The organism is Streptomyces ficellus (assembly GCF_030406405.1).
Lineage (GTDB): Bacteria > Actinomycetota > Actinomycetes > Streptomycetales > Streptomycetaceae > Streptomyces > Streptomyces ficellus_B.
The window spans coordinates 52,292-66,028 of sequence record NZ_JAUEPL010000026.1 but is presented as its reverse complement, the minus strand read 5'-3'; the positions used below and the strand labels follow the sequence as shown (position 1 = coordinate 66,028).

5 protein-coding genes are annotated in these 13,737 nt (G+C 66.6%); 3 read left to right on the top strand and 2 right to left on the bottom strand.

Annotated elements, in window-relative coordinates; genetic code table 11:
* The first annotated feature begins 45 nt into the window (after window positions 1-45).
* Window positions 46-567: a hypothetical protein gene (locus QWM81_RS18125; protein ID WP_290113091.1), complete on the top strand. Its 522-nt coding sequence runs from the start codon at window positions 46-48 to the stop codon at window positions 565-567.
* Window positions 568-628: 61 nt separating this feature from the next.
* Here QWM81_RS18125 and QWM81_RS18120 read toward each other — a convergent pair whose 3' ends face one another.
* A complete protein-coding gene (locus tag QWM81_RS18120) occupies window positions 629-3,376 on the bottom strand; it encodes an N-acetylmuramoyl-L-alanine amidase (RefSeq protein WP_290113090.1) in 2,748 nt (915 codons plus the stop codon).
* 43 nt (window positions 3,377-3,419) lie between these two features.
* A complete protein-coding gene (locus QWM81_RS18115; RefSeq protein WP_290113089.1) occupies window positions 3,420-3,857 on the bottom strand; it encodes a hypothetical protein in 438 nt (145 codons plus the stop codon).
* A 248-nt stretch (window positions 3,858-4,105) separates the two neighbouring features.
* On the opposite strand from QWM81_RS18115, the gene QWM81_RS18110 reads away from it, so the two are divergent.
* Window positions 4,106-12,820: a DNRLRE domain-containing protein gene (locus tag QWM81_RS18110; RefSeq protein ID WP_290113088.1), complete on the top strand. Its 8,715-nt coding sequence runs from the start codon at window positions 4,106-4,108 to the stop codon at window positions 12,818-12,820.
* A gap of 64 nt (window positions 12,821-12,884) precedes the next feature.
* The gene (locus QWM81_RS18105; RefSeq protein WP_290113087.1) at window positions 12,885-13,322 is read left to right on the top strand and encodes a hypothetical protein; all 438 of its coding nucleotides are present in this window, start codon (window positions 12,885-12,887) and stop codon (window positions 13,320-13,322) included.
* The last annotated feature ends 415 nt before the right edge of the window (window positions 13,323-13,737 follow it).

Here is a 13,737-nt window from a genome sequence, read left to right as displayed (position 1 = left end):
GCGCAGTAAGGGGAGTACCGCGACGGGTCCTTACGGGAGACGGCCATGAGTCAGAGCGCACAGGAACTGATCGGCGAGGCGGATGAACGGGGGCTGGCCGCGTCCGCGCTGGGCTGCCTCGACCGCTGTCTGCCCCTGCTGGGCGACGCCGTGCCCGCCGAGCTGCTGCGCCCGCTGTGGTGCTCCGTGGCCGAGGGCGGGGACGGCTGGGCCGACCGGTTGGCGCAGGTGCGGGCCGCGCTGGACGCCGCCGGGCCCGGTGACGGGTTCGGTGACGACGAGGCCGTGCTCGTACGGACGATGCTGGGCGCCGCGCCGTCCGCGTGGGAGGGCGCGGCGCTGCGCGAGTGGGCCGGCGCCTGCTCGCTCACCGCGCTGGACCTGCACGAGCGGCTCGGCGGCGGGCCGCTGGTGAGCGGCGAGGAGCGGCGGCAGGTCCAGGTGCTGGAGTTCCTGGCCGGCCTCGCCGAAGGAGCGCCCGCCGGGCTGCGGCCCGTGCTGGACCTCTCGGCCGAGGCCCGTCGGGTGCTGCTGGCCGTCGTGTCGCGCCGGGCACGCGGAGCATGAGGCCGGGGCCCCCATCAGGGAGCCCCGGCCGGGGTGGATCAGGCGCAGGCGCGGGCGCCGGTCAGGGCGTCAGCAGGCGGCCGATGTTGAGGCCACCCGGTGCGCCCAGGCTGTTGACGCCGTAGTAGATCCCGGACGACGGGACCACACCGGACGTGCTGCTGTTGTCCAGCTGGAGGATCACGCCGTTGTTGGCGTCCTCGCCGTCCGCGCCCAGCGCCAGGTCCGGCCGGCCGTAACCGGACAGATCGGTCAGCAGGACCGCCGAGCCGAGCCGGTCGTTGGGCTCGCTGTCGCCCGGGACGCCGGTCGTGTCCTGCGAGTACGCGACCGAACCGGTGGCCGTCATGCCCGTGGACGAGCCACGCAGCAGGATCGTCTGGCCGGCGTTGGACTGGTTCACGCCGCCGCGGGTGAGGTCCTCGCCCGGCAGGCCGGTGAGGACGTCGCCGTACCCGTCGAGGTTGACGTCGCCGATGGAGACGGACGCGCCCATGGTGTCCCCGGTCTCGTCGGTGTCGGGGACACCGGTCGAGTTCTGCTGGAACGTGGCGCGGCCGGTGGACGTCAGGCCGGTGGCGGAGCCCAGCACCTGGGCGACCGCGCCGCCCTTGGCGGTGTGACCGGACTCGGTGGCGTTCGGCTGGCCGATCGCCAGGTCGTCGTACCCGTCGCCGTTGATGTCACCGGCGGCCAGTGAACGGCCGCCGCGCGGGTAGAGGACGCCGATCCGCTCCAGGCCCGTCGCCGAGCCCTTGAGCGCGACGATCCGGCCGACGCCGGAGGAGTCGCGGTAGGTGATCGCGGCGTCCGCGTACCCGTCCTTGTTGAAGTCGCCGCTCGCGGCGGAGGCGAAGGACACCACCGAGGTGTTGGCCTTGTCGCTCAGGTACCCGGCCTTCGTCGGGTACGAGGCGTTCTTCGACTCGAACACCCACCAGCGGCCCGGGATGCCGGGCGCGACGGACAGGACGTCCGCCTTGCCGTCCGCGTTGAAGTCACCCATGGCGACGGCGGTGCCCAGCTTGTCGCCGTTGACCCGGTACGCGGGCGACGTCATGTACGAGACGCCGGAGTCCAGCTTCGGCCCGTGGAGCACGGTGACCGAACCGGTGTCGGTGTGGCCCGAGTCGTCGTCCTCGCCGGGCGCGCCGATGGCCAGGTCCGCGTAACCGTCGCCGTTGAAGTCGCCGTACGCGCTCGCCGTACCGAAGGCGTCGTTGGCCTCCGACTCGCCGGGCACGCCGGTGCTGCCCTGGTCGATGGTCCAGCGCGAGGTGAGGCTCGGCCCGTCGGTGGTGCCCCGCAGGACCTTCACCTGACCGGCGCCGCTGAGGGCCTTCGGCAGGGCGGCGGTCGCGTCCGTGATGCCGTCACGGTCGATGTCGGTGGTGGGGACGGCCGAGTTGCGGCCGGCTCCGGCGGCGAAGTCGCGGACCGGGGTCAGCTTCGCGTACAGGTTCTTGCCGGGGCAGGCGGTCGCGAAGGCGTCCCGGTGACCGGAGATGACGTTGATCGTGGCGCTCTCGCCCTGGTCCCACACACCGGTGTTGCCCTGGGCGGTCAGCGTGACCTTGCCCTTGGGGTCGCCGCCGTACTGCCCGAGCTTCCAGGCGGCCACGCGGGCGGCCGACTCCAGCGCGGCCCGGGACGGCCTGCCGGCGGGCTTGCCCGCGGCGGCGTCGCCCTCGAAGTCGCCGAGGAAGGCGATACCGGTGGAGTAGCTGTTGAAGCCGTAGGTGTGCGCGCCCTTGACCGGCAGGTCGACGCCGCCGCCGCGGCCCTCGAAGACGCGGCCGCACTTGTCGACCAGGAAGTTGTAGCCCAGGTCGTTCCAGCCCTCGGTCTTCACGTGGTACGTCATGATCGCGCGGACCATCGCGGGGGACTGGGCGCAGCTGTAGTTGTTGGTGTCGACGGTGTGGTGGACGAACACCGCCTGGATCTTGTCCAGGTACTCCGGCGGGTCGTCGACGATCGACTCGTCGGCGCCCCACTGGGCGCGCGAGATGATCGGCGGCCGGTTGACGGTCGACGGCGGCGGGACCGGGGTGGTGGCGGTCGGCGTCGGAGTCGGGGTCACGGTGTCGGTCGCGGTGGGCGTCGGGGAGGCCGTGGAGGTGTCGGTGGCGGTGGGCGTCGCCGTGGCCGTCGTCTCCGTGGCCGTCGGCGTGGGCTCCGTGGGCGCCGGCTCGGTGGTCTCCGCGACGGTCCCCTCGACCGCGAACGCCGCGTTCTGCGCCGCGAACGACTCGCGGCCGCGCGGCAGCGCCGCCCCGTTCGCCGACTCGGTGGCGGTGACGCCCGGGTCGACCAGGTGCAGCTTCAGGTCCTTGGGCAGCGGCTTCCCGGAGGTCACCTTGACCTGGACGGCGGTGGACGGGCCGACCCACGTGGGCTCGGACGCCCCGCGCTCCGGGACCTCCGCACCATCCGGGAGGTGGGAGTCCAGGTCCAGCGGCTGCCAGGCGGTCCACTTGCCGGTGACGGCGTCCCGGGTACGCACCTTCGCGTCACCGGTCACCTTGTGCTTCGCGTCGCCCCAGCCGATGCCGATGAGCGAGAACTCCTCGGTCTCGGTGCTCGGCAGCGTCCGCTCGCCGGCCTTGCCCTCGCCCAGCCCGAGCGTCCGCAGCTTCGACGGCCGCTCGGCCGGCCCCTTGCCCTGTTCGCCGGACGGCCCGGCGACGGCAACGGTCACCATTCCGGCACCACCGAGGACGACAGCGCCGACGGTCAGCCAGGCTCTGCGCTTCAGGCTCAGTGGTTTGTACGCGTGCGCATTGCGTCGCGGGCTCAAATGCCCCACTCCTCAAAAGGGTTGGCGTGCTGAGAATTCACTTCAGCGATTTCTACGATGTGGTCGCGGTCAATTCGGGTCCGGCGCACGTGGCCCGCCCGTACGTGCCCGCGGCGGTGGCGCGTTGCACGTGCTTGCCGCGGACGGCGAGCGTGCAACCGGCCTCGCCGCCCTTGCCGTCCAGGATGACGCCGATGCTCGGCGAGGATCCGACCGGTACCTGGACGGTTTTCTTCCAGGGCAGGGTGATGGCCTTTTCCACCACCACCGCGCCGTTTCCGGCACCCCCCGCGTACGAAATTTCAACGGTGCCGGTCCCGGTGACTTCATAGGTGACCTCGGCGGTCGGGACGGCCGCGGGCTCCGGCTTCTCCTCGGTGTTCAGGACGCCATAGCCGACGAGACCGCCGCAGGCGAGCAGGACGGCACCGGCGATCGCCAGACCGCGCCGGTCCGGGCCGCGCTTTTCGGATTCCGTGCTGGATGCCATGGGAGTTCGGCTTTCCGTGAAATGAGTTCGGTGCGGAACTGGGCGGTTATACACCACGCGTCCGATCCGGCGCGAGCGACCGGAGAAATCGGGCGAATCGGCGCCCGTTTCCCCAGCGAACTGTCCGAATTGCGTAAACGGTTGACTTGCCGTCAGATCACTGATTAGAAACCACGCCGCTGTATGCAAAGCCGGTCCGGGAACCCCCGTACCGGCTCGTCCCGTGTGCCTTTTTCGTATGCGTCGAAATGGGCACACATGTGAAGGGCATCGATGTGAAGATTCCGTACAGGAGATACGTCTCCTGTGTGGTGGTCGCGGCGGTGGCGGGCACGCTACTGCCGCAGATCGCCTATGCGGCCCCACCGGGAGCGACAGGTGACGGCGACGACAAGGGCGTTGTCGACACCATCGCCGGCTGGTTCTCGGACGACGAACCGGCACCCGCGGCGGCCCCGCCCGTGGGCGGGAAGCTGGAGATACCCAGCCGTGAAAAGCTGCCCAAGGGCACTGCGGAGCCCGCGCCCAAGCGGGTCAAGGAGCTGACCGACAAGCGCACTTCGCAGGCGCGCTTTTGGCAGTTGTCGGACGGGCGGGTGCAGGCGGAGCTGTCGGCCGAGCCGACCTCGTACCGCTCGGGCTCGTCGTGGAAGCCGATCGACCCGGCGGTCAAGCCCGCCGGCGACGGCAAGGGCTTCGCCAACACCACCAACAGCGGCCGCAGTTCCTTCGGTACGAGCCCGGACAGGCTGCTGCGCTACGAGGGTCCTGACGGCCACTCGGTCACGCTGGGCCTTCAGGGCGCCAAGGCGGCGTTGAAGCCCGAGGCGAAGGGCTCGACCGTCACCTACAAGGACGCCATACCCGGGGCGGACCTTCAGTACGTGATCGGCGCCGGTCAGGTCAAGGAGAACATCGTCCTGGCCGAGCGCCCGGCAGGACCGGTGTCGTTCACCTTCACCCTCGGCACCGAGGGTCTGACCCCCGAGGTCCGCAAGGACGGCTCGATCGCGCTGTTCGGTGAGGCGCCGCAGACGCCGGTGATGGTGATCCCCGCGCCGTACATGACAGACGCGAAGAAGGACACCCTGTCGCCGACCGGCGGCACGTACAGCACCAAGGTCACCCAGAAGCTCGCCCGCGCCAAGAACGGCAAGGGCTGGACGCTGACGGTCACCCCGGACGCGTCCTGGCTGGCGGCCAAGGAGCGCCAGTACCCGGTCGTCATCGACCCGACGATCACGGTTACGCCGAACGCGTCGCAGTCGCAGGATGCGATGGTGCTGTCGGACCAGCCGGGGGTGAACTTCAACACCACCTGGAGGCTGGCGGCCGGCAAGACCGACACCGGGACCGCGCGCTCGCTGATCAAGTTCCCGATCGACGAGATCCCGTCGGGTACCAAGATCGACGCGGCGCGGCTGGAGATGTACTACGACCAGCCGCACACCACCAACGGCAACGCCGTGACGATCGGTGCCTACCGGGCGACCGGTGCTTGGGACGAGTCGACGGCGACCTGGTCCAACACCAGCACCCTGGTGGGCGAGCAGTCGGCCACCACGGTCCTTTTGGACGACGGGTCGGTGGGCACGGCGGCGGTCGGTGAGTGGCCCCGCGGCACCACCACCGGTGGGGCGGCGACGTACGACGACTACGCGTACAACAAGAACACCGCGACGGGCGAGTCCTACAGCTGGCAGCCCAAGGTTCCGGAGAGCGACTCCTACCGGGCCGAGGTGCACTACCCCGCCGCGTCGGACGCGGCGACCGCGGCCCCGTACACGGTCCACTACAACGGCGGCAGCAAGAGCTACACGGTCAACCAGACCGGTAGCGGCGGTGTGTGGAAGGTGCTCGACGCCACCGAGTACCCGTGGACGAAGGGCACGACGGGCAAGATCGTGCTCGGTGACACGGGTGATGCCACCAAGCGCACCCTGGCCGACTCGGTCCGGCTGGTGAACACGGCCGCCATAACCAAGCCGGCGGGCGTCTACAACCAGTGGCACAAGTTCCCGGTGACCGACACGGTCCAGCGGTGGGTGTCCGGGGTCAACGCCAACCACGGCTTCGTCATCAAGGCCACCGACGAGGCCAACACGCTGCTCGGCGGCCCGCGCTACGAGGCGGCCGACGGCAACGACTACGGCGGCGAGACCTCCACCTACCCGCGCCTGACGGTCACCTACGGCAAGGTCGGCGCCGCGCTGAACTCGCCGACCGTGGTGCACTCCACCGGTCCGGAGCTGTCGTGGGCCAAGTACAGCAACACCACCGGTGACAGCGGCCTGGACATCGTCGAATACCAGCTGCACCGCTCCACGCAGCAGGCGTTCACGCCGTCCGCCGCGACGCTGATCGCCCCGATCGCGGCGAGCGCGACGACGTACACCGACACCACCGCCGTACCGACCCCGGACTCCAGCTCGGCCGAGATCGGCAAGTCGTACTACTACCAGCTGGCCGTCAAGACCAAGGGCGGCGAGCTGCTCGGCTCACCGACCCGGGTCGTCGGCATCCCCAAGGCCGGCCGGACGATGAAGATCATCCAGGCGGGCCAGACGGACACCACCCTCTCCTCCGCCCAGCCCACGGCCAACCATGACTCCCTGATGTCCCTGGACAAGCCGCAGACGTGGCTGAGCGTGGGCAACAACTCCGCCACGTACGGCAAGACCCGCGCCGTGCTGAAGTTCCCCACCAGCGACATCCCCACCACCGCCACGGTGCTGGAGAACACGTTCTACATGTGGGGCGCGGAGACGTTCAGCGACTCCAATGGCGCGGTCTATGAGCTCCACTCGCTGACCCGCGACTTCGCTGAGACGACGGCGACCTGGAACAACGCCAACTCCACCACCCCGTGGACGACCCCGGGCGGTGACATGTCGGCGACCGTCGCCGACACCGTCCCGCAGATCACCGACGAGGTCGGCCGCCACTGGTGGGACGCCACCGGACTGATGAAGTCCTGGGTCAAGACGCCAGCCAACAACAAGGGCGTCATCGTCAAGCTCAAGGACGAGTCGACCACCGGCCCCCAGGAGCGCACCCTGTTCCTGTCGGCTGAGGCCGCCGACCCGCAGCTGCGCCCCTACATGCGGGTCATCTACGTCGACGCGACCACCGAGGACACCTACTACGCGCCGACCACCCCGGCCCGGATGACTCCGAACTCCACCTACACGGTGGACTTCACGGTCACCAACACCACCGCGACCGCCTGGGCGGCCGGTGAGCGGGAGCTGTCGTACACCTGGAAGCTTCCTGACGGCACGGACGTCACCACGGGCGGCAACCAGCTGAGCACGGCGATCCCGGCCCTGCTGCCGGGCAAGTCCGCCACCATCAAGGCCCAGGTCAACACGGCCATCAATTCCGACTCGGGCAACAAGCGCCGTGAGTACGTGCTGGGCTGGGACGTCCGCAAGGTCGCCGACGGCACCTGGCTGTCCGCCGGCACCGGTGGCATCCCGCCGCTGAAGCAGAACGTCGCAATCGAGGACCCGACCTCCGACCAGCTCGGTCTGGAGAAGTTCTACTCGTACACCGGGAAGAACACCGGCGCCGGCTCGACGGTCATGAACAACCTGGCCTCGGGCAACAGCGTCTGGTCGTACAACGCGTTCACCAACCCCGGACGCGGACTCGCCACGTTCGGACGGTTCACCTACAACTCACTGGATACAAGCGACACGGTCCTGGGCCACGGCTGGTCGGGCCAAGTCTCCGCGCCGGTCCGGCTGGGCGCCCCGCTGGACTTCCACCCGAACCCCAACCCGACCGAGATCCGGCTCCCGGACGGCGACGGCACCACGCACGTCTTCCGCAAGCAGGACGACGGCACCTGGAAGGCACCATCGGGAGTCCACTACAAGGTCACACCGAAGGCCGGCCTGGAGTGCTCGCCGTCAAAGGACCCCACTCCGGATGCCTGGACGCTGACCCGCCCGGACGGTACGCGGGTGCTGTTCGGCTGCGACGGTTATGTGACGTCGGTCGTCGACAAGAACGGCAACACGCAGACGTACACGTACGAGGAGCGCAAGTCCAACAACAAGCCGATCAAGTTTCTCACTTACGTCACCGACCCTGCGGGACGCCAGTCCGTGACGGTGGAGTACTACAGGAAGGGCGACGCGTCGTACGAGTACATCAATGACTCCGGCGCCAAGGTCAGCGGCACCACGCTGAACAACTCGAAGATTTACGACCACGTGAAGTCCATGACGGACATCTCGGGGCGCAAGATCTCCTTCTACTACACCGACAAGGGCCTGCTCGGTCAGTTCACCGATGGTGAGGGCTCCAGCCAGCCGAAGGTCTTCGCCTTCACCTACGACGCCACGCAGGGGAACAAGAACGTCAAGCTGGTGAAGGTCACCGACCCGCGTGGCAACCCGTCGAACATGGCTTACTACGCGCCGCAGGCCGGTGATGACCCGAAGTACCACTGGTGGACCAAGACGATCACCGACCGTCTGAACGGGCCCACCGGGTTCGCCTACGCGGTGAACGTCACCAACACCAAGTTTACCGACACCAAGGTCACCGACGCCGAGAACCACATGTCGACCTACGTGACCGACGACTTCGGCCGTCCTGTTCAGACGATCAACGCCAAGTCGCAGTCCTCCAAGATGAGCTGGGACGCGGACAACAACGTCACGTACCTGGAGGAAAACAACGGCGCCAAGACCGCATACTGCTACGACACGAAGACCGGCTACCCGCTGTGGCAGCGCGACGCCGAGAACAACAAGGCGGGCGTGCCCCCGGCGAGCGACTGCGCGCCCGGCAGCTACCCAACGAACGCGCAGAAGTTCGAGTACCAGACGAGGCTGGACGGTTTTTCGGCCGATCTGTACCGCAAGACTTCGCCTGAGGGCCGTACATGGCAATTCGGCTATGACTCGTTCGGCAACCTGAAGACGGTCACTGATCCGAAGGGTGTAGCCACCACCGGCACGGCCGGTGACTACACGACGTCGTACGAGTACGACGCCTACGGTCATATGACCAAGGCGATCGATGCCAATGGCAACGCAACGACGAACAGCGGCTTCGGTCCGACCGGCTACCCGGCGACCATCACCGACGCGCTGAACAAGTCCACGTCGTACGTGTATGACGCGCGCGGCCAGGTCACCGAGGTCACGGACGCGCTGGGCAAGAAGATCACCCAGACGTACGACACCTTCGGGCGTCCGCTCGTCCGCACCGTGCCGAAGGATCAGGCCGCGGGCGTCCTGATCACGGCGCCGGCACCGGAGTATGACGCCAACGACAACGTGACCAAGACGACCGCCCCCAACGGAGCGGTCTCGACGGCCGTCTACGACAGCGCGGACGAGGTCGTCTCGGCGACCGCGCCCGCAGACACGGCCACGTCGGGCGAGCGGAAGACGACCTACACCTACGACAAGGTCGGCAACCTCAAGACCACTACGCAGCCCAAGGGCTCGCTGACAACGACGGACGCCACCGATTACGTCACGACCAACAACTACGACGAGATCTACCAGCTGACGTCTGTGGTCAACGCGGTCGGCGACAAGGTCTCGTACGTGTACGACAGCGTCGGCAACGTCATCAAGGCGGTGGATCCGAAGAAGAACGCCACGGCCGACCCGGAGGACTTCACGACCAAGACGGATTACGACCTGAATCACCGACCCACGGTCTCTACCGATGCCGCCGGAAAGGTCACCAAGCGCTCCTACGACAAGGACTCGCTGGTCGTCTCGGCCACGGACGCGGAGAACAACACCACGCTCATCACCTATGACGAGCGGGGCAAGCAGGCCGAGATCAGGGCCCCGCACGACGGTACGTCCACGGTCCTCTACCGCTCGACGAAGTTCGAGTACGACCAGGTGGGCAATGTCACCAAGGTGACCACCCCACGGGGTACTCAGACGGCAGCCACGGACGACTTCGCTGCACGCACGGAGTACGACGTACTGAACCGTCCGGTCAAGCAGTACCAGCCGTACGACCCGGCGGACGTCCGCTACAACAAGGCCGATGTCTACAGCGAGACGCTCTACGACGCGGTGGGACGGGTCTCCAAGACCTCACTGCCGCCGTCGGACGGGCAGACAGTACGCAACGACACCTCCTACGCTTACTTCGACAACGGCTGGGTCAAGTCGACCACTGACCCCTGGGACATCGTCGCCTCGTACGACTACAACGAGCTCGGTCGGCAAACAGCCCGCACGCTCACCTCCGCCGGCGGTTCTTCCGACCGCACCATGGCCTGGACGTACTACCCGGACGGAAAGCTGAGGTCGAAGTCCGACGACGGCGTACCTGTGGGCAAGAGCGTGGTGCTCGTCGACAACTCCGACACCCAGCACACCTCCTCGACCGGCACCTGGTCGAGCGGCACCATCGCCGGGCAGCAGGGCTACGACCACCGGACCCATGTATCGGGTATCGGCACGGACGCATTCACCTGGACGCTCAACATTCCCAAGGACGGCACCTACACCGCGTACGTGAAGTACCCGAAGGTGACGGGGGCCGCGACAGCGGCGACGTACACGCTCACGCACGGCATCACCACCGAGCCACCGGTGACCAAGGACCAGAATGCCGGCACCGGAACGTGGGTGAGCCTCGGCTCGTACAGCCTCAAGCAGGGCAACAACGCGCAACTCAAGCTGGAGCAGAGCGGCACGGGCGCGGTCGTGGCAGACGGCGTCAAGCTGGTGCGTGACACGACTGGCGAGACGGACTCGGAGAAGAAAAGCTTCGCCTACGTCTATGACGTCAACGGCAACGTGACGACGATCGACGACACCTCGTCCGGTGCGAAGATCGACAAGTACACGATCGCCTACACCGGCCTTAACCAGGTTCAGACCATGTCCGAGGCGCTTACCGGCCAGGAGAAGAAGACCACCAGCTACACCTATGACGCGAACGGCCAGCCGGAGACGGTCACGCACCCCGATCAGTTCTCCCGGTATACCTACGACCTACGTGAGCTGGTCAAAACGGTCTCGGTCGGCAAGACGGCATCCGACCCCTCCCCGAAGGTGACGTCCTACACGTATACCGACCGGGGACAGAAGCTGAAGGAGACCAAGGCCAACGGGAACAGCGTCGACTACACCTATTTCCACGACGGTGCGCTGAAATCAACGGGGGAGGTGAAGGGAAACGGAACGTTGGTCGCCTCGCACACCTACGCCTACGACCCAAACGGCAACAAGGCGCAGGATGTCGCCAAGAAGATGAGCGCGGACGACCACTCGGCGTATCTCTCGTCGACCACCGACTACACCTACGACCCGGCTGACCGGCTGGCGAAGTCGGTGAAGACCGGTAACGGGGCGGCGACGGAGACGTATGTCCACGATGACAACGCAAACGTCATCAGCCAGTCGGTCCAGGGGAAGACCACCACGTATTCCTATGACCGCAACCGCCTGCTGTCATCGACGACGTCGGGAACGACGTTCTCCTACAACTACGACCCGTTCGGGCGGCAGGAGTCGGTCACCGGGGGTGGAAAGGTCCTCGAACGAAGCGTCTATGACGGCTTCGACCACGTCGTGGAGTCCATCAAACTGACCGACACTGGCGCTACCAGCACGACGAAGTACACCTACGATCCGCTGGATCGCACGTCGCAGAAGATCGTGGACGGCAAGGCCACCACGTTCAACTACCTCGGCATGACCAGTGAGGTCCTGGGAGAGGAAGTAGCGGGCACGCTGACGAAGTCGTATCAGTACAGCCCGTGGGGCGAGCGGCTGTCGCAGGTCAAGCACAACGGCGACGGAACGACGGAGGAGGGCTACTACGGCTACAACAGCCATACCGACGTCGAGACGCTGACGGGTGCAGACGGCGACACGAGAGCCACGTACGGCTACACCGCCTTCGGCAAGGATGACGAGTCGGAGTTCACCGGTATCGACAAGCCGAACGGCGTCGACCCGACGAAGGAGTCCTACAACCCGTACCGCTTCAACGCGAAGCGCTGGGATGCACAGTCCGGTACATACGACATGGGATTCCGCGACTACAGCCCGGGCCTGAACCGCTTCACCACTCGCGACATGTACAACGGCGCTCTCGCCGACATGAGCCTGGGCACGGACCCTCTCACGAGCAACCGGTACGCGTTCACCGGCGGCAACCCGACCAGCTTCATTGAGCTCGATGGTCATGCGCCATGCGCCGAGGGCATCCGCGACGTGTGTGGTGGCGGTTCGACCACCTCCGGGGCGTTCTGCTTCGTCTGCGCGACGAACTACAACCCGGGAATGGCCAAGCCCCGGGCGCACATGCCGAAGGTCGAGAGCGAGGGCCTAAGGAACATCATCAAGGAGCTCTACGCCAGGGACATCGTCGCCGACTCCGATGTCACCGGAGACGGCCGGACCGCCACGGCCCTGATCCACGAGTACAACACCGGCAAGCCGGTTGGTACGTGGCACGTGGAGAAGGCCTCCAATAAAATGGCCGGTCTCGCGAGCCTTCTCGAAAAGGACAGAAAGGCGAGGCTCGACGGCGGCAACGGTCTTCTTTCGGAGGCCGACCTCAAGGTGGCCAGGGCTGAGGCGACAGACCTCTGGAATGCGCTCAACTCGCGTGACGTTGCGGGTACGGTGACCGCTCATGTCCAGAACACCCCGGAAACTCTGAAGGCCGTGACGAGGAACAGGGAATCCATCCTCAAGTCGCAGGCCGTCTCGGATCTTACGGGGCAAGCATTCGAACAGCACCATCCCAAGGCTGCCCCGCGTGCGACCGGAGAGCCGACCAAGCTCAGCGGCGGTTTCAAGACGTTCGGAATCGGAATTGTCGGCGGCATCGGATCCGTGGCACAGGCCCCCAGCTACGTACGTGAGTATGGCTGGAAGCAAGGTGCCTGGGAGATGTTCAAGGACGCCTTCGACCCGTACGGCTTCACCGACCCGCCCGAGCCTCAGATAGCCTGACACAGCGTTTCGGGGCCGGGCGCAACGGCGTCCGGCCCCTCGTGCTCCCCAATGGAGGCATCAAGTGGAAAAGATCGAATTCAAGGACATCGTCCGTGTCTATCTGAGGACCGTACCTGGAGCCAAAAATGTGCTCCGGGGGCTGGATGACCCACCCAGGTCCAGCTTCGAAGTCTGGCCCGAAGAAGAAGCGGATCTTTTCGAGTTTCTCTCCCGGGCATTCACGAAGCCGATCCTCATCCCCAAGATGTGCGAAGAGCCCCTCGATCGCGAGGTCCTGACGGCGTGCTTCGACTTCGTTGAAGGGCTGGCGAAGAATCCGAATCCCTATGTACAGAACGCGTTGTACTTCGAGGTTTATGAGCAGTTCCTCGACGCATACGATCTCCTGTTGACGGCCCAAAAGTTCAGCGGTCCTGTCGCGCGTGCGAGTCTCCAGCAGATGCTGGCCGAGAATTATCCAGCAACGTGGAAGAGGCTGAAGGGCCAGGCGGACAGCTGACGTGTGCGTGTAATATGCGATCTTTTCTTCCGTGACGCGGCGGGGAGGAATATTAAACGGCACCAGTAAGCGCTAGCCGGGCTCGTCCCGGTACGCGGCGATCAGCGGCACCGGTCAATCAGCCGTCGGCTCCATGACCGGACTGTGCGCACAGGATCAATCCCCTCATGTTCAGCGCTGATCAATTTGCCGCCGGCTCGTCCGGCGGGCCGCGACGTGCGTCCGGGACTGATCCCCGACCGGCGTGTCGGCAAGGCTTCTTCCGTACCTGCTGCACCCGGTTGGGGACCACCGCACACCCGGGGCAGGCCACCCCGGCCTCCCGGGTTCTCGTCATCAGATGAATCGCTCCGCACTCGAGGAACATGTGCTCCACCAGCAACGCGCTGAGGAAGGAAACAAGTTGCCGAAGAGC